The 17,357-nt window shown below is 58.6% G+C and carries 20 protein-coding genes and 1 pseudogene; 11 read left to right on the top strand and 10 right to left on the bottom strand.

Translation table 11 applies throughout. From position 1 onward, the window contains the following. Positions 1–98 precede the first annotated feature (98 nt). From glnK to sutA, 3 genes are all read left to right on the top strand, one after another. Positions 99–437, top strand: a complete 339-nt coding sequence (glnK, locus tag ACZRMH_RS01880; RefSeq protein WP_002555808.1) for a P-II family nitrogen regulator — start codon at positions 99–101, stop codon at positions 435–437. Between the two features lie 33 nt (positions 438–470). Then, entirely contained in the window at positions 471–1,808 is a 1,338-nt protein-coding gene (locus ACZRMH_RS01885; RefSeq protein WP_464011900.1) for an ammonium transporter, read from the top strand. Positions 1,809–2,290: 482 nt separating this feature from the next. Next, a complete protein-coding gene (gene sutA / locus ACZRMH_RS01890) occupies positions 2,291–2,617 on the top strand; it encodes a transcriptional regulator SutA (RefSeq protein ID WP_464011901.1) in 327 nt (108 codons plus the stop codon). A gap of 219 nt (positions 2,618–2,836) precedes the next feature. On the opposite strand, the gene ACZRMH_RS01895 is transcribed toward sutA, so the two are convergent. The 6 genes from ACZRMH_RS01895 to lptM are packed head-to-tail and all read right to left on the bottom strand — an operon-like array spanning position 2,837 to position 7,400. Further along, positions 2,837–3,529 carry an HAD family hydrolase gene (locus ACZRMH_RS01895; RefSeq protein WP_464011902.1) on the bottom strand — a complete coding sequence of 231 codons (693 nt, stop codon included), beginning with the start codon at positions 3,527–3,529 and terminating at the stop codon, positions 2,837–2,839. Further along, entirely contained in the window at positions 3,526–4,422 is an 897-nt protein-coding gene (gene xerC / locus ACZRMH_RS01900; RefSeq protein ID WP_464011903.1) for a tyrosine recombinase XerC, read from the bottom strand. The genes ACZRMH_RS01895 and xerC overlap by 4 nt, the downstream gene beginning before the upstream one ends. Beyond that, positions 4,423–5,139, bottom strand: coding sequence for a DUF484 family protein (locus ACZRMH_RS01905; protein WP_464011904.1), 717 nt, complete (start codon positions 5,137–5,139; stop codon positions 4,423–4,425). It abuts the gene before it with no gap. 13 nt (positions 5,140–5,152) lie between these two features. Beyond that, positions 5,153–5,983, bottom strand: a complete 831-nt coding sequence (dapF, locus tag ACZRMH_RS01910; RefSeq protein WP_464011905.1) for a diaminopimelate epimerase — start codon at positions 5,981–5,983, stop codon at positions 5,153–5,155. 4 nt (positions 5,984–5,987) lie between these two features. Beyond that, positions 5,988–7,235, bottom strand: coding sequence for a diaminopimelate decarboxylase (lysA, locus tag ACZRMH_RS01915; RefSeq protein ID WP_464011906.1), 1,248 nt, complete (start codon positions 7,233–7,235; stop codon positions 5,988–5,990). A 9-nt stretch (positions 7,236–7,244) separates the two neighbouring features. After that, positions 7,245–7,400 (bottom strand): LPS translocon maturation chaperone LptM, encoded by a 156-nt coding sequence (gene lptM / locus ACZRMH_RS01920; protein ID WP_016782657.1) that lies wholly within the window; start codon positions 7,398–7,400, stop codon positions 7,245–7,247. A gap of 203 nt (positions 7,401–7,603) precedes the next feature. Here lptM and cyaY point away from each other — a divergent pair, with 203 nt between their 5' ends. The 3 genes from cyaY to rnk all read left to right on the top strand — a co-directional run bounded on the left by cyaY (position 7,604) and on the right by rnk (position 8,846). Beyond that, positions 7,604–7,936, top strand: a complete 333-nt coding sequence (gene cyaY / locus ACZRMH_RS01925) for an iron donor protein CyaY (protein WP_464011907.1) — start codon at positions 7,604–7,606, stop codon at positions 7,934–7,936. Further along, the gene (locus ACZRMH_RS01930; protein ID WP_464011955.1) at positions 7,933–8,145 is read left to right on the top strand and encodes a DUF1289 domain-containing protein; all 213 of its coding nucleotides are present in this window, start codon (positions 7,933–7,935) and stop codon (positions 8,143–8,145) included. Before cyaY ends, ACZRMH_RS01930 begins: the two co-directional genes overlap by 4 nt. Positions 8,146–8,432: 287 nt before the next feature. After that, on the top strand, positions 8,433–8,846 hold the full coding sequence (rnk, locus tag ACZRMH_RS01935) for a nucleoside diphosphate kinase regulator (protein WP_019828269.1): 414 nt from the start codon (positions 8,433–8,435) through the stop codon (positions 8,844–8,846). Between the two features lie 23 nt (positions 8,847–8,869). On the opposite strand, the pseudogene ACZRMH_RS01940 reads toward rnk, so the two are convergent. Beyond that, positions 8,870–10,111 (bottom strand): annotated as a pseudogene (locus ACZRMH_RS01940) (class I adenylate cyclase); the annotation flags it as partial. Between the two features lie 36 nt (positions 10,112–10,147). Continuing rightward, entirely contained in the window at positions 10,148–10,396 is a 249-nt protein-coding gene (locus ACZRMH_RS01945; protein ID WP_094999754.1) for a TIGR02647 family protein, read from the bottom strand. Positions 10,397–10,765: 369 nt separating this feature from the next. On the opposite strand from ACZRMH_RS01945, the gene oscA reads away from it, so the two are divergent. From oscA to ACZRMH_RS01970, 5 genes are all read left to right on the top strand, one after another. Then, positions 10,766–10,948, top strand: coding sequence for a sulfur starvation response protein OscA (gene oscA, locus ACZRMH_RS01950; protein ID WP_464011908.1), 183 nt, complete (start codon positions 10,766–10,768; stop codon positions 10,946–10,948). A 65-nt stretch (positions 10,949–11,013) separates the two neighbouring features. Continuing rightward, complete coding sequence (locus tag ACZRMH_RS01955) at positions 11,014–12,024, top strand: sulfate ABC transporter substrate-binding protein (protein WP_464011909.1); 1,011 nt, start codon at positions 11,014–11,016, stop codon at positions 12,022–12,024. Between the two features lie 90 nt (positions 12,025–12,114). After that, a complete protein-coding gene (gene cysT / locus ACZRMH_RS01960; protein ID WP_133075024.1) occupies positions 12,115–12,933 on the top strand; it encodes a sulfate ABC transporter permease subunit CysT in 819 nt (272 codons plus the stop codon). A gap of 13 nt (positions 12,934–12,946) precedes the next feature. After that, entirely contained in the window at positions 12,947–13,819 is an 873-nt protein-coding gene (cysW, locus tag ACZRMH_RS01965) for a sulfate ABC transporter permease subunit CysW (RefSeq protein WP_464011910.1), read from the top strand. A 3-nt stretch (positions 13,820–13,822) separates the two neighbouring features. Next, on the top strand, positions 13,823–14,803 hold the full coding sequence (locus ACZRMH_RS01970; RefSeq protein WP_464011911.1) for a sulfate/molybdate ABC transporter ATP-binding protein: 981 nt from the start codon (positions 13,823–13,825) through the stop codon (positions 14,801–14,803). A 132-nt stretch (positions 14,804–14,935) separates the two neighbouring features. Here the strand turns inward: ACZRMH_RS01970 and ACZRMH_RS01975 are convergent, their stop codons facing one another. Both ACZRMH_RS01975 and prlC read right to left on the bottom strand, forming a co-directional pair. After that, positions 14,936–15,214: a YheV family putative zinc ribbon protein gene (locus ACZRMH_RS01975; RefSeq protein ID WP_095027602.1), complete on the bottom strand. Its 279-nt coding sequence runs from the start codon at positions 15,212–15,214 to the stop codon at positions 14,936–14,938. Next, positions 15,211–17,262 (bottom strand): oligopeptidase A, encoded by a 2,052-nt coding sequence (gene prlC / locus ACZRMH_RS01980; RefSeq protein WP_464011912.1) that lies wholly within the window; start codon positions 17,260–17,262, stop codon positions 15,211–15,213. The genes ACZRMH_RS01975 and prlC overlap by 4 nt, the downstream gene beginning before the upstream one ends. Between the last annotated feature and the right edge of the window lie 95 nt (positions 17,263–17,357).

Raw genomic sequence — 17,357 nt, forward strand, 5'->3', positions numbered from 1 at the left:
GAAGAAGGCTGACGATGCGTTACAAAGCCAGACACTGCGCTTAGACTTGAGCCGGGTTTGTTTTCCTGGGGCAAGTCCACCAATTCGGGAGAAGTTTCATGAAGCTAGTCACCGCCATTATCAAGCCGTTCAAGTTGGATGACGTGCGCGAGTCGCTGTCTGAGATCGGCGTACAAGGCATTACCGTTACTGAGGTCAAAGGCTTCGGCCGGCAGAAAGGTCACACCGAGCTGTATCGCGGTGCGGAATATGTGGTCGATTTTCTGCCAAAGGTGAAGATTGATGTCGCCATTGACGACAAGGATCTTGATCGGGTTATCGAAGCGATAACCAAGGCTGCCAACACCGGCAAGATTGGTGACGGCAAGATTTTCGTGGTCAATCTGGAACAGGCTATTCGCATCCGTACCGGCGAAACCGATACCGACGCAATCTAAGCCGCCAAACCCAACGCCCCAGGAGAAAACACTATGACTCTGCGTAAAATCGCAGGGCTCGGAGCCCTGTTGTCTGTCGTAATGCCTGGCCTGGCCATGGCAGCAGACGAAGTGGCTGCTCCAGTCCTCAACTCCGGCGACACCGCCTGGATGCTGACTGCCACAGCTTTGGTGCTGTTTATGACCATTCCCGGCCTGGCGCTGTTCTACGGCGGCATGGTGCGCTCCAAAAACATTCTTTCCGTGATGATGCAGTGCTTCGCCATTACCGGTCTGATCAGCATTCTGTGGGTCATTTATGGCTACAGCATCACGTTCGACACCACGGGCATGGAGCAGGGCGTCACCAACTTCAATTCGTTTATCGGCGGGTTCGGCAAAGCTTTCCTGGCGGGTGTAAGGCCTGAAAGCCTGACCTCATCCACCGCGCTGTTCCCGGAAGCCGTATTCATCACCTTCCAGATGACCTTCGCCATCATCACCCCGGCGCTGATCGTCGGTGCCTTTGCTGAACGCATGAAGTTCTCGGCCATGCTGATTTTCATGGGCGTGTGGTTCACTCTGGTCTATGCGCCGATTGCGCACATGGTGTGGAGCGGTAACGGCGGCCTGCTGTGGGACTGGGGCGTACTCGACTTCGCAGGCGGCACCGTGGTGCATATCAACGCCGGTATCGCCGGTCTGGTAGCGTGCATCGTGCTGGGTAAGCGTAAAGGCTACCCGACCACCCCGATGGCTCCACACAACCTGGGCTACACCCTGATCGGCGCGGCCATGCTGTGGATCGGCTGGTTCGGCTTTAACGCAGGCTCCGCAGCTGCCGCCAACGGCACTGCCGGCATGGCGATGCTGGTGACCCAGATCGCCACCGCTGCTGCAGCACTGGGCTGGATGTTTGCCGAATGGATCACCCACGGCAAGCCAAGCGCACTGGGCATCGCCTCGGGCGTGGTAGCCGGTCTGGTGGCCATTACCCCGGCCGCTGGCACCGTAGGCCCGATGGGCTCGGTGGTGATCGGCCTGTCGGCTGGCGTGATCTGCTTCTTCTGCGCCACCAGCCTCAAGCGCAAACTGGGCTATGACGACTCACTGGATGCGTTCGGCGTTCACGGCATCGGCGGTATCGTCGGCGCGATCCTCACCGGTGTATTTGCAGCCCCGGCACTGGGCGGCTTCGGTGCTGTGACCGATATCTCGGCGCAAGTCTGGATTCAGTTCAAAGGCGTCGCCTTTACCGTGGTCTACACCGCCATCGTGACCTACATCATCCTCAAGGTTCTGGATGCCGTAATGGGTCTGCGTGTGAATGAAGAGGAAGAGGCCGTGGGCCTTGACCTGGCTCAGCACAACGAGCGTGGCTACAACCTGTAAATCGACCCCCTATAAAAAACCCGGCGTGCCGGGTTTTTTTTGGTCGGCAATAAAGCGATATTCCCGGCGCGGAAATGATTTGCCTTACAGGCTGGAAGGGCAGATAAGTTCTACGCTTGTTTATGTAACACGTGCTTGTGACACAACTCGACTATTAGCCGCTTTGCTTTTTTCATCAGCACGCTAGAATGCGCGCCGAGGGCAGGAAACAATGCTCGAGTACGACGAAGGCGAGGATGATCTCCCGACGCTTTCAAGGCCCGTGATCCGTGCTGCGCAATATCTGGCAGCGGGCGCCTGGCAAGGTGTTTATTCAGGCGCAGGCCATGTTGGTGGTGGTGTGCGCCAAGTCCTCTGCACCTTATAACGGTAAAGAGGCGTAAGCCGCGGTTTGCCCAAGGCTACTTTTTCACCAGCGGTGGTCGACAGTTGCCGCAGCTGGTCTATAACTAATCTGCTGTACGTATGTCATGGGGTAGAACATGAGCGACGACGATCTGGAAAATGATGACCTCGAAGTAGGTGATGAAGACGACACCGAGGAAGGCTTGGAAACTGCTGCTGATGACGTGGCAGACGACGACGGTGGCGATGATGCGCCGGCCCCTGCGGCCAAAGGCAAGTCAAAGGCAGCCGTATCGGTTGATGACCTGCCGAGCGTAGAAGCTAAAAACAAGGAGCGTGATGCTCTGGCCCGCGCCATGGAAGAGTTTTTGTCCAAGGGTGGCAAGGTGCAGGAAGTTGAGGCCAATGTGGTGGCAGACCCACCCAAGAAGCCTGACAACAAGTACGGCAGCCGTCCTATCTAAGGGCTTGTTGTTTGCTTGAAGAAAAAACCCGCCGTCGCTGCGGGTTTTTTTGTGGGTGCAAGGAAAGGTTGCAACCTCTGTAGTCGCTGCCGAGGAACGACGGCTGCGATCGGCGGCGCAGCCGTCGTAGATCAGATGCCCCGATGTGCCTGGCCAACCGAGAGTGCAGGTTTTACGACGGCTACGCCGCCGATCGCAGCCTTCGTACCTTGTCAGCGACTACCTGTTCAAGTGTTTCAACACCAGCGGTAGCTCGCTCAAGCAGCCAATCTCGGCATCTGGTGCCTTGTCGCCGTCCCAGTGTTTACCGCCCGGGTTGAACCATACCGCACGCATGCCCGCCAATTGCGCCCCGGCAATATCATCACCAGGGTGATCACCCACATGCACCGCCGCACCTGCCGCTACGCCACCGCGCAGCAGGGCTTCGTGAAACAGGCGCGCATCCGGCTTGGCGATACCGATATCTTCGGCGCACAACACAAACTTGAAGTGATGCCCCAAACCGATGCGACGCACATCAGCGTTGCCATTGGTGACCACGCCCAGAGCGTATTCACGCGCCAGGGCAATCAGGGTCGGCTCGGCCTGCGGGAATACGTCCAGCGCATGTCGCGCCTCAATAAATACTTCAAAAGCATCGTCCGCCAATGCGTCAGCATTCGCGTAACCGGCACCGTGCAACGCATCAAATAGAATCCTGCGCCGTAGCGCGCTGATCCGGTGCTTGAGTTGCGGTTCTTCACTCAACACCCGCTCGCGAATCGCCTGAAAATGCCCGACTTCAACGACGCCCAGTTTTGGTGCGTTTTCCGTCAGCCAATTGCGCAACACGGCTTCGGCGCTGACGATCACCGGCGCGGTGTCCCACAGGGTGTCGTCGAGGTCGAAGGTAATCAGCTCAATCGTCATTCACTGTCCTTACTGCGTTTGGCCCGTGGGTGGGCGCTGTCGTAAACCGATGCCAGATGCTGGAAATCCAGGTGAGTATAGATTTGCGTGGTTTTGATGTCCGCATGCCCGAGCAATTCCTGCACTGCGCGCAAATCCTGGGAGGATTCCAGCAAGTGGCTGGCAAACGAATGGCGCAGCATATGCGGATGCAGGTTTTGCCCCAGCTCGCGCTCACCGGCGGCCTTGACCCGTATCTGGATGGCACGTGGCCCCAGGCGCGTGCCGCGCTGGCTGACAAATACGGCGTCGTCCTGCGGGTTGGCCAGCGCCCGTAGCGGCAACCAGGCCTCTAGCGCCTCCCGGGCCTTCTTGCCGACGGGCAAGACGCGAGTCTTGCTGCCCTTGCCGAGTACTTCGACCAATCCATCAGCCAGGTCCAGTTGCTCCAGGTTAAGCCCGGTCAGCTCCGACAAACGCAGCCCCGACGAGTAGAACAGCTCAAGGATGGCCTGGTCGCGCTGGGCCAGAAAATCGTCCTCGACACCGCCCTCCAGCAATTGCAGGGCGCGATCGGTATCCAGGGTTTTGGGCAGGCGGCGTTCGCCTTTGGGCGGGGCCAGACCGTTTGCCGGGTCGTGGTCGCACAGGCCTTCGCGATTGAGATAGTGATAAAGCCCGCGCACCGCCGACAGCAGCCGGGCAATGCTGCGCGAGGACTGGCCTTGCTGATGCAGGCGCGATACCAGTTGGCGCATGCGCTGGATATCCAGTGCAGCCCAGCTGGGGATCGATTCCTTGGCGCAAAACGCCAGTACCTTGTTCAGGTCGCGGCGGTAGGCCTCCAGCGTATGGGGCGACACCTGGCGCTCACTGCGCAGGTGAATGCAGTAAGCGTCCAGCTGCCGTTCCATTTAACGTACCGAGCGCAGGGCGCTGGTGAAGCGCGGCAGCACCCGGCCCAGTACTTCGGCGATATAGCCGAGGAACAGCGTGCCCACCGAACTTTTATAGTGCTGCGGATCGCGACTGGCAATCGCCAGCACGCCATGCAAACCCAGATGATTGAGCGCTACCACGGCAGTTGAACCGATCTGCTTGCGCTGCTCTTCGCCAAACAAAAAGTCCAGCTCATGCTCGCGCAGGCTGCCGCTGACGGTTTTACCTTCAGTCAACAAGCCACCCAAGGCGCGCTGCGCATCGGCGCTGCTGACCCAGCGGCCAACCGGCATCGGGTTGTCGCCAAATAGCACCAGGCTGACAAATGGAACCTGAAAGTCCTGACGCAGGCTGTCCTCAACGGCAATTACCAGTTCATCGAGACTGGTGGCGTCCATCAGGGCGAGGTTCAGACGACGGGTTTTTTCGAACAGGCGGTCGTTATCGCGGGCCACGTCCATCAACTGCGACAAACGATGACGCATCTCGATATTGCGACCACGCAACAGCTCCAGCTGGCGCTCCACCAGAGAGATGGTGTCACCACGCTGGTGTGGAATGCGCAACGAGAGCAGCAGCTCTTCACGCTCACCGAAAAAATCCGGGTGTTCCTGCAAATACGCCACAACACTGGCTGCTTGCGAGTTATCCACAGGTAGATCGAGTTCGGAAGGCTGCGTCTTGTCGGTCATCGTTTGCACTCGCTCATAAACGGACTTGTCCTTCGTAAACACGCATCGCCGGGCCGGTCATGATCACGGAGTGGCCCGGGCCTGCCCATTCGATGGACAAACGGCCACCGGGCAGATCGAGGATCAGCGGTGAGTCCATCCAGCCCTGGCTGATGGCCGCCACGGCCGCTGCACAAGCCCCAGTGCCGCAGGCCTGGGTTTCCCCGGCGCCACGTTCCCAGACCCGCAGTTGCCCGCGCTGACGATCGACTACGTGCAGAAAACCGACATTGACCCGCGCCGGAAAGCGCGGGTGATGTTCAATTTTGGGGCCCAGCTCATGCACCGGCGCGGCATTGATATCGTCGACGCGCAGCACAGCATGGGGGTTGCCCATCGACACTGCGGCCAGCTCGACAGTCTGCCCGTCAACATCCACCTCATAGCTCAGCGCTTGCGCGTCAGCCACAAACGGGATGTCGGCCGGCACCAGGCGCGGAGGGCCCATATCGACACTGATCTGCCCGTCACTGCGCACATTCAGCTCGATAATGCCGCTTTTGGTTTCAACCTTGATCTGACGCTTGGTGGTCAAACGCTTGTCGAGCACAAAGCGCGCAAAGCAGCGCGCCCCATTACCGCATTGCTCAACTTCGGAGCCGTCGGAGTTGAAGATCCGGTAACGGAAATCCACCTCCGGATTGCTCGGCGCCTCAACGATCAATAATTGATCAAAGCCGACACCCGTGTGCCGGTCACCCCATTGCTTGGCGTGCTTGGGCAGGATGTGCGCGTGCTGGCTGACCAGGTCGAGAACCATGAAATCATTGCCCAGGCCGTGCATTTTGGTAAAACGCAGCAACATGGGTTTACTCCGGCAGCAGGCTTTCGCCAGCAAACAACTCGGCTACGGTCTCGCGACGACGCACTTCAAACGCCTGATCGCCATCCACCAGTACTTCGGCGGCGCGGCCACGGGTGTTGTAGTTCGAGCTCATGACAAAGCCATAGGCTCCGGCCGAATGCACCGCCAGCAAGTCGCCTTCGGCCAGGGCCAGTTGACGGTCCTTGGCCAGGAAGTCGCCGGTTTCGCAGATCGGGCCGACGATATCGTAGGCGCGGGCTTCGGTGTCACGCGGGCGTACCGCGGTCACGTCCATCCAGGCCTGGTACAGCGCCGGGCGAATCAGGTCGTTCATCGCCGCATCGACGATGGCGAAATCTTTGTGTTCGGTGTGCTTGAGGTACTCGACCTGAGTCAGCAGCACGCCGGCGTTGGCCACGATAAAACGGCCCGGCTCGAACACCAGTGCCAGATCACGGCCGTCGAGGCGCTCGCGCACGGCCTTGATGTAATCACCAGCCAGTGGTGGTTCTTCATCACGATAACGTACGCCCAGGCCACCGCCGAGGTCGATATGGCGCAGGTAGATGCCGCAATCGCTCAGGCGGTCGACCAGTGCCAGCAGGCGGTCGAGGGCATCGATAAAGGGTTCGAGGGTGGTCAGTTGCGAGCCGATATGGCAATCGACGCCGACCACTTCCAGGTTGGGCAACTGCGCAGCACGGATGTAGACATCTTCGGCGTCAGCGATGGCGATACCGAACTTGTTTTCTTTCAGGCCGGTGGAGATGTACGGGTGAGTGCCCGCATCCACGTCCGGGTTGACCCGCAGCGAGATCGGCGCGCGAACGCCCATTTCGGCGGCCACAACCTGCAGGCGCTCAAGTTCCTCAGTGGACTCGACGTTAAAGCAATGCACACCCACTTCCAGAGCGCGACGCATGTCATCGCGGGTCTTGCCGACACCGGAGAACACGATCTTGTCAGCTGTGCCGCCAGCGGCCAGCACACGTTCCAGCTCGCCACGCGACACAATGTCAAAACCGGCGCCAATACGGGCCAGGACATTGAGCACGCCCAGGTTGGAGTTGGCCTTGACCGCGAAGCACACCAGATGCGGCATGCCGTTCAGGGCATCGGCGAAAGCGTTGTATTGCGCCTCGATGTGCGCCCGGGAATACACATAAGTCGGCGTGCCAAAACGCTCGGCAATGGCCGTCAGCGCAACACCTTCGGCAAACAGTTCGCCGTCCCGGTAATTAAAAGCGTCCATGGTGTTCCCTTATTGGTGCTTGTGCGATTGCGTTTGCGACGACTTCGCTTGGTCTTCAGGGGATTTGCTGTCATCGGGCAGATACAGCGGTCCTTTTTGACCACAGGCAGAAACAAGGCAGGCGACCGCGACGAGCGCAGCAATAGAAGAGATCAGGCGCTTCATGGCGAAATCCTTTGAAAAGCATTAATTGCGCCCGAGTATACCGAGCACCCACCAGCTTGCCTATGCAGCAGAGCGGCCGAGCGTAACGCCCTGTGTGGATGATCAGTGGTGCTTGGCCAATGGCCGTCATGGGGTTTGCAATCGGCCTGGAGCGCCCGTATCTTGCGAGCTCCGAGCATGACTAGATATTACGAGGTTCCACCATGAGTTTGACTGAAGCCCGTTTTCACGATCTGGTCGATGCCACCCAGGAAAATCTGGAAGACATCTTTGACGACTCTGATCTGGATGTGGATGTAGAGAATTCCGCCGGCATCCTGACGATCAAGTTCGAGAATGGCAAAGCCCTGATCTTCAGCCGTCAGGCACCCGTGCTGCAGCTCTGGCTGGCAGCACCCAACGGTGGCTATCACTTCGACTACGATGAAAAGCGCAGCTCGTGGAAGTGCGATAAATCCGACGAACTGCTTAGCGAGATGGTTCAGCGCCTTACCCTGGAACACGCGGGCGCCGAGCTGGAATTTGAAGAGATCTGACAGTGACCGCTCCTGCTAAACCTGCAAAACCGCTCTACAGCAACGTCAGCCCGGCAGTGCCGTCCCCATGCATCAGCACCTGCCGGCTGGATGAACACAAAGTCTGCCTGGGCTGTTTTCGCCACGTCGAAGATATTCGCGAGTGGCGCTCGGCAGACGACCAGCGGCGCCGGGTGATTTGCGAACAGGCCCGGCAACGCCAAATCTGATAAACCCCTTGTGGGAGCTGTCTGCCAGCGATGCAGGCGACTCGGTGTATCTGATAAACCGCGGCGATACCATCGCGGGCAAGCCCGCTCCCACAGTATGTGGATCTACCTGTTAAATCTGATCCAGACAAATTGCCTGGCTTACAGTGCAATGCCCACACGGCTTGTGTATTTATTTTGCTGTGGTAGTGTCCGGGTTCGCCTCGCACTAACGAGGTTCGTCAAAACCCCGCCATATTCCGGCGGGGTTTTGCTTTTTCGTGCAGAAAAAAGGAGTCTGCCAGGTCATGAGCACACCAACCCCACTCATCCTCACCCGCCTGGACGTACAGCGTCTGGAGCAATTGATCGACAGCTTGCCAGAAACGACTCCTGGTATTGAGGCACTGCAAGCCGAACTCGATCGCGCCGAAACCATCGTCGGCCACGAAGAAGTGCCTGCTGGCGTTGTGACCATGAACTCGCGTGTGCACTGCCGCGAAGAAAGCAGTGGCAAGGACTACCGCCTGACGTTGGTATACCCGAAAGACGCCAACGCCGACGAAGGCAAGATTTCGATTCTCGCCCCTGTGGGCAGCGCGCTGCTGGGTCTGCAAGTCGGCCAGCACATCAACTGGCCCGCGCCGGGCGGCAAAACCCTCAAGCTGGAACTGCTTGAAGTGGAATACCAGCCAAAAGCTGCAAGCGATTTCAGCGCTTAAGACCTTCCAGCTCAGTCATGTCACAGTGCAGGTGTTTGTTCGTCACAGGCAAACTGCCGCAAAGACCGGTAGCTGACGCTCAGCTCCCGGGCCAGAGCCCGACGCTCATGACTGATCTGCTGCGCCTGCCACTGCGAGCGATTGTCGAGCATTGCCAGGTGCTGCTCATCCCAGCCCCATTCACGGGTCAGGCGCTTGAGTAACCGCCGCTGCCACTGCATGCCTGTATCGCCATTACTCAACTTGTGGCCGACCTTCAGGTACAGGCTGCGGCGCACCAGTTCCAGTCGCTGCAACTCTGCGCGGCCCTTGAGGTAGCGCTCAATACGGCGGTAAACCACCACGTAGGGGTCCAGCTCATCCAGGTCCAGCTGGTTGGCGTACACGCTCTGTTTGAAATCCAGACTCAGGCAGTTCACCTGCGGATGCTCGCTGGCGTACACCTCGATCAGCAACAGCTTGAGCAGCGACTTGTAGGGCGACTCAATGCCCTTGAACAGCTGCCACAGCCCGGCGCCCAAAAATTCACCGGGGGCAATATGGGCCAGATGGCCAAGATCAATGGTTTCGTTGCGGCCAACGGCGCGCACGTCCAATAGCCCGCCGGCGAATTCGGCGTACCGCGCCTCCTCATGCACCGGCACCCACCACCACAGCGGTGTGCGCCCGGCAAGCCAGATGGCAGTGCGATAAAACTCATCGAGCAACAACCGCTGCCGTGGCTCATCACCCTCGTCGTTGCGCAACTGAGCATCGATTAAAAAGAAGTGTGCTTCACAGCCCTGACTCGTCGCCCAGGCTTCCAGGCGCCGACATTTTTTGCGCAAGGCCGATACTGCGGCATCACTCAAGTCCGGAGCGAGGCAAATCCACACGTCCATATCACTTTGATCGGTCTGCGCCAATGTGCCGAGGCTGCCCATCAGAAAAAGCCCATGGATCGGTTGTAAAGGGCAGGAGTTGCCCATGCTGCAGGAAAAGTCGCGAATTAGATGGCCGGCGGCGGCGAGGGTAGTGGCATCAGGTTCATAGCCCGACACCCCGGCCGGGGTGCAGGCCGACACATAGCCGGGCAAGAGCGGGTGATTGATATGAAAGAACAGCGCCAACAGGTTCAGTAGCGCTTGCTGGCGTGGCGCCAGCCCCTCCATCGCACGAGCCAGGCGGCCCTGATTGACACTCAAAAAGCGCCCACGCAGCTGTTGGAGAACCTGTCGCCCGGTTCCCTCGTTAAGTGCGGGTGCAGATAAGTGTGCCCGCGGAATCATTAATCGCTCAGATCCCGTGGGCGCGGCGTGGCGTCAGGCAACTTCTTTGGATTCAACAAGAATCGACAACAGTACTTGGACACTTTCGGCAGCATCACGCCCCAGGCTTGTCAGGTAGCCGCCATCGGGCTGATCAATCAGCTTTTTCTCAAACAGACGCTGCGCCGCGGCGACTTTTTCTGGCGCGGCATGTTGGTGAATCTTCAGGCCCTCAAGGGTACTTTCCAAGTCAAACAGTGCAAGGACTTCCAGTTCGGCAACCAACTCAGGGGTAAACGACATAAAGACTCCAGACTATGCAGGAAAAGACGACAGCCGCTCTAAGGTGATCTCACTTGTGCTGACTGTCCAGCAACAGTTCCCACCTTTGTAAAAGATCCTGTCGTTATAAGGCAGTTGGAGTGTAGTCCGAGACCACCTCGATGCCGGGTAATTTTGTGGCAGCGGGCTTGCTCGCGATTGCATCACCGCGCTTTAACTGGCCGACCGCCTGTATCGCGAGCAAGCCCGCTCCCACAGCAAGCCAAGATCAATATGATTTTTCAGTTATATAAACATTCTTAAATAGTATTTTTAAGAATATCTGCGCCTCACTACTATTGCCCTACGCCAGCAACCCTGTCGGCACCCCATATTTTCAGGAGCAGCACCATGAGCGCATCTCTGCGTAGCGTTGACGGCCAGGACGAAGCAACCATCCTGCGGGAAATCCAGAGCGCGCTGCGAGACCTGCGCTTTGGTGCTGTTGAAATCACTGTGCACAACGCGCAAGTGGTGCAGATCGAACGCAAAGAGAAATTCCGCCTGCAAAACCCGGGTCAAAAAAACGCCTGAACCGTTCAAGCGCATTCACCTGAGTGCGCTCAATAAAAATTAAAAAATGCTTTGGAGCCTCACCTATGTCCCTACGCCGTTACGCTTTGGCCGCGCTGGCCAGTGCCATTTTTGCTGGCTCCGCAGTAGCCAAAGATTACGAACTACTGAACGTTTCCTACGATCCGACCCGTGAGCTGTACCAGGATTACAACACTGAGTTCACCAACTTCTGGAAAGCCAGCCACCCTGGCGACAACGTCAAAATCCAGCAGTCCCACGGCGGTTCGGGCAAACAGGCTCGCGGCGTGATTGATGGCCTGCGTGCTGACGTTGTCACTCTGGCCCTGGCCGGGGACATTGACGAAATTGCCAAGCTGGGCAAAACCCTGCCGGAAAACTGGCAAACCCGTCTGCCAGAAGCCAGCACCCCGTATACCTCGACCATCGTGTTCCTGGTGCGCAAGGGCAACCCCAAAGGTATCAAGGACTGGGCTGATCTGACCAAAGACGGCGTATCGGTAATTACTCCTAACCCTAAAACCAGCGGCGGCGCACGCTGGAACTTCCTCGCGGCCTACGCCTACGGTCTTAAAGCCAACGGCGGTGACGAGGAAAAAGCCAAGGAGTATGTAAAAACCCTGTTTAAACACGTCCCCGTGCTGGACACCGGCGCACGCGGTTCGACCATTACCTTCGTCAACAACGGTCAGGGTGATGTGTTGCTGGCGTGGGAAAACGAAGCGTTCCTGGCGCTGAAAGAAGACGGCGGCGGTGACAAGTTCGATATCGTCGTACCTTCACTGTCGATCCTGGCTGAGCCGCCAGTGGCAGTAGTCGACAAAAACGCCGAGAAAAAGGGCAATAGCGAAATCGCCAAAGCCTACCTGGAGCACCTGTACAGCCCGGCCGGTCAGGAAATTGCGGCCAAAAACTTCTACCGCCCGCGTGACCCGGCAGTGGCTGCCAAATACGCGCAGCAGTTTCCGAAACTGGAGTTGGTGACTATCGACAAAGACTTCGGTGGCTGGAAGACTGCGCAGCCGAAATTTTTTAATGACGGCGGCGTGTTCGACCAGATCTACCAGGCGCAATAACCTGTGGGGCGGGGCTTGAAGCCTCGCGGAAAGCTAGAACATAGAGCCCGCAATCGAGTTGCGGGCTTCGTGCGTTAACCAAGGACTCTTATGTCACGTCGTATCTCCCCCGTCATACCCGGCTTCGGGCTGACGCTGGGCTACACCTTGGTGTACCTCAGCCTCATCGTGCTTATTCCACTGGCGGCGATGTTCGTGCACGCCGCGCAACTGACCTGGGACCAGTTCTGGGCCATCATCACCGCCCCCCGGGTGCTGGCAGCCCTGCAATTGAGCTTTGGCACCGCTTTTGTCGCCGCGATTATCAACGGCATCATCGGTACTGTACTGGCCTGGGTACTGGTGCGTTACACCTTCCCGGGGCGCAAGGTTATCGACGCGATGATCGACCTGCCGTTTGCCCTGCCGACCGCCGTGGCCGGTATCGCCCTGACCGCGCTGTACGCGCCCAATGGCTGGATCGGCCAATTCGCTACCGACCTGGGTTTTAAAATTGCCTACACCCCGATGGGTATCACCCTGGCACTGACCTTCGTCACCCTGCCGTTTGTGGTGCGCACGGTGCAACCGGTACTGGCCGATATCCCCCGTGAAATCGAAGAAGCTGCCGCCTGCCTGGGTGCCAAGCCGCTGCAAGTGTTTCGCTACATTCTGGTGCCGGCCCTGCTGCCTGCCTGGCTGACCGGTTTTGCCCTGGCCTTTGCCCGTGGCGTCGGCGAGTACGGGTCGGTGATTTTTATCGCCGGCAACATGCCGTTCAAAACCGAAATCCTGCCGCTGCTGATCATGGTCAAGCTGGACCAATACGACTACACCGGCGCCACCGCCATTGGCGTGATGATGCTGGTGGTTTCCTTCATTTTGCTGCTGATCATCAACTTGATTCAGCGCCGCATCGAAAAACCGTGAAGGAGGCCTGACCATGTCCAGTTCAACCCAAAGCGCCTCATCCGTAGCCAACGCCGCCCGCCGTGGCAGCCCGCTGTCGCGGCGCCTGCTGATTGGCTTCGGCTGGTTGTTTTTTACCCTGTTCCTATTGCTGCCACTGCTGATCGTAGTGTCGCAAGGCTTGAAGATGGGTGTCGGCACCTTCTTCGACGCCATCCTTGAGCCCGACGCCTTGTCGGCCCTCAAGCTGACCATCATTGCGGTGGTGATCTCGGTACCGCTCAACGTGGTGTTCGGCGTCAGCGCAGCCTGGTGTGTGAGCAAGTACAACTTTCGCGGCAAGAGCATCCTGGTGACGCTGATCGACCTGCCGTTCTCGGTATCGCCGGTGATCGCCGGTCTGGTCTATGTGCTGATGTTCGGCGCCCAGGGCTTTTTTGGGCCGTGGTTGCAGGATCACGATATCCAGATCGTCTTCGCCCTGCCGGGCATCGTGCTGGCCACCATCTTCGTCACCGTGCCCTTTGTAGCCCGTGAACTGATCCCGCTGATGCAGGAGCAGGGCACCCAGGAAGAAGAAGCCGCACGCCTGCTGGGCGCCAATGGCTGGCAGATGTTCTGGCACGTCACCGTACCCAATATCAAATGGGGCCTGATTTACGGCGTGGTGCTGTGTACCGCGCGGGCGATGGGTGAGTTCGGTGCGGTGTCGGTGGTTTCCGGGCACATTCGCGGGGTGACCAACACCCTGCCGCTGCACGTCGAGATCCTCTACAACGAATACAACCACGTTGCCGCCTTCGCCGTGGCCACTCTGTTGCTGATCCTGGCGCTCTTTATCCTGCTGCTCAAGCAGTGGAGCGAATCCCGTATTAACCGCCTGCGCGCCAGCGCCGCGGAGGAATAAACCATGTCGATCGAAGTCCGTAATGTCAGCAAGAACTTCAATGCCTTCAAGGCGCTGAACAGCATCAACCTGGATATTCAAAGCGGCGAACTGGTGGCCCTGCTGGGTCCATCGGGTTGCGGCAAAACCACCTTGCTGCGCATCATTGCCGGCCTGGAAACCCCGGACCAGGGCAGTATCGTGTTTCACGGCGAAGACGTCTCCGGTCACGATGTGCGTGATCGCAACGTCGGTTTTGTGTTCCAGCATTACGCCTTGTTCCGCCATATGACGGTGTTCGACAACGTCGCTTTCGGCCTGCGCATGAAGCCGAAAAAGGAACGCCCGAGCGAAACCCGCATTGCCGAAAAAGTCCACGAATTGCTGAACATGGTGCAACTGGACTGGTTGTCGGATCGCTATCCTGAGCAACTTTCGGGTGGTCAGCGTCAGCGTATCGCCCTGGCCCGTGCATTGGCGGTAGAGCCAAAGGTGTTGCTGCTGGACGAACCATTCGGCGCACTGGATGCCAAGGTGCGTAAGGAGCTGCGTCGCTGGTTGGCGCGTCTGCACGAAGACATCAACCTGACGTCGGTCTTCGTGACCCACGACCAGGAAGAAGCCATGGAAGTGGCCGATCGTATCGTGGTGATGAACAAGGGCGTGATCGAGCAGATCGGTTCACCGGGTGAAGTCTACGAAAACCCGGCCAGCGATTTTGTCTATCACTTCCTCGGTGACTCCAACCGCCTGCATATCGGCGAAGACCAGCATGTGCTGTTCCGTCCGCATGAAGTGTCGTTGTCGCGTCATGAGCTTGAAGACCACCATGCCGCGCAGGTGCGCGATATTCGCCCGTTGGGTGCGACCACCCGGGTGACTTTGAAGGTTGAAGGGCAAAGCGAGCTGATCGAAGTAGAAGTGGTCAAGGACCATGACAGCCTGACCGATCTGGCGCGGGGTGAGACGTTGTTCTTCAAGCCGAAGGTGTGGCAGAAGGCTTAAGGTCACTTCAAAAGCCCCTCACCCTAACCCTCTCCCTGAGGGAGAGGGGACTAAAAGCAAAAGCAGTTTGAAGTGCGCCCCTCACCCCGACCCTCTCCCTCCGGGAGAGGGTCGGGGTGAGGGGCTTTTGATCTAAGGCTTTTTCAGCTTCGGATTGGGAAAAAACTGCACCGCCTGCACCTTGGGGTCCGGTGCTTTTTTCAGCGCTGAAGTATTGACCCGCGTACCCAATTCCTTGGGCACCGACAAACCCTGTTCATTCAACGTATCCGAATAACCACAGGCCACACATTCGCGGTGCGGCACCTCGTCTTCGTTCCACATCATCAGCTTGTCGGGCTCGCTGCACGCCGGGCAGACTGCCCCGGCGATAAAGCGTTTTTTGGTCACGTTTACAGGTGCATCACTCATGCTGCCGAGTCCTCGCTCAGGCCGCTGTGACGCAACAGGGCGTCAATCGACGGCTCACGGCCACGGAAGTCCTTGAACAATTCCATCGGCGCCTTCGACCCACCACGGGCCAGGATCGCCTGGCGGAAGGCCTTGCCGGTGTGCGGGTTGAACACGCCTTCTTCTTCAAAGCGCGAGAACGCATCGGCCGACAACACTTCAGCCCACTTGTAGCTGTAGTAACCCGCCGCGTAACCGCCCGCGAAAATATGCGCAAAGCTGTTAGGGAAGCGGTTGTAAGCCGGTGGTCGCATCACTGATACCTCGTCGCGGATGCCGTCGAGCACCTGCGCCACACTGCGACCGTCACCGTGGGTGGCGTGCAGTTCGAAGTCGAACAGCGAAAACTCCAGCTGGCGGATCATCATCAGCCCGGACTGGAAGTTCTTCGCCGCGAGCATCTTGTCCAGCAGGTCTTTAGGCAGTGCTTCGCCGGTTTCGTAATGGCTGGAAATCAGCGCCAGGCCTTCAGGCTCCCAGCACCAGTTTTCCATAAACTGGCTCGGCAACTCGACCGCATCCCAGGCCACACCGTTGATACCCGACACCCCCGCGTGTTCGATCTCGGTGAGCATATGATGCAAACCGTGGCCGAATTCGTGGAACAGGGTGGTCACTTCATCGTGGGTCAGCAGCGCAGGTTTGCCTGCAACCGCCGGGGTGAAGTTGCACACCAGGTTGGCCACCGGGCTTTGCAGGTTGCCGGCCGCAGTGCGGCGACGGTCACGGGCACCGTCCATCCAGGCACCGCCACGCTTGTTGGCGCGGGCATAGAGGTCAAAGAAGAAGCGGCCGATGTGCTGGCCGTTTTCCTTGATTTCAAACAGGCGAACATCCGCGTGCCAAGTGTCGAAACCTTTGATTTCGGCAATTTCGATCCCGTACAGCTTCTGTACGATGGCGAACAGGCCGCCCAGTACCTTGTCGATCGGGAAGTAAGCGCGCAGTGCCTCTTGCGACACGCTGTAACGCTGCTCACGCAGTTTTTCGCCGAAGAAGCCTGTGTCCCAGCTTTTCAGTTCTGCGGTGCCTTGCTCGGCGGCGTAGGCTTGCAGCTGCTCCAGATCACGGGCAGCAAACGGCTTGCTGCGCTTGGCCAGATCGCGCAGGAAGGTCAGTACCTGATCCGGCGTCTCGGCCATTTTGGTGGCCAGGCTCAGTTCAGCGAAGCTGGCAAAACCCAAGAGTTTCGCAAGCTCCTGGCGCAGGTCGAGGATTTCTTCCATCACCGGGCCGTTGTCGAACTTGCCCGCATTCGGGCCCTGGTCCGAGGCGCGGGTGCAGTAAGCGGCGTAGACTTCTTCGCGCAGGGCGCGGTCTTCGGCGTAGGTCATTACCGGGAAGTAGCTCGGGAATTCCAGGCTGATCAGCCAACCGTCCAGATCCTTGGCCTGTGCAGCCGCCGCCATTTGCGCCTTGGCCGAATCGGTCAGGCCCGCCAGTGCGGCTTCGTCGGTGATGTGCTTGGTCCAGGCCTGGGTGGCGTCCAGCAACTGGTTGGAGAACTTGCTGCCCAGCTCGGAAAGCTTGCTCTGCACTTCGGCATAACGCTTTTGCTCAGCTTCAGGCAGGTCGATACCCGATAAACGGAAGTCACGCAGCGAGTGCTCGAGAATGGTTTTTTGTGCCTGATCGAAATCAGCCACCTGCGGGCTGTGGGCCAGGGCTTCGAAGGCCTGGAACAACTCGCGGTTCTGGCCCATCTCGGTGGAGTAAGCGCTCAACGCAGGCAGGCAGGCCTCGTAGGCCTCACGCAATTCTGCGCTGTTGCACACCGCATTAAGGTGGCTGACCGGGCTCCAGGCCGCGCCCAGTCGATCGTTCAGCTCATCCATCGCCAATACCAGGCCAGCCCATGTCGGGTTCTGGCCCTGGTCCTTGAGGATGGCTTGAATGCCGGCGCGGTTGTCGGCGAGGATCTGCTCGATGGCCGGCTGTACGTGCTCAGGACGGATCGCCGAGAACGGCGGCAGGTCGTAGGGCTGCAAAAGAGGGTTGTTCTCGCTCACGTTTGGCACCTTGGCTGGAAGAAACATTGAGCCATCTTAATTACAATCGCCGCAGACCGCAGCATTGCAACGCCCTATTACGGCTAAAGAAGGAA

The organism is Pseudomonas sp. B414, assembly GCF_055408445.1.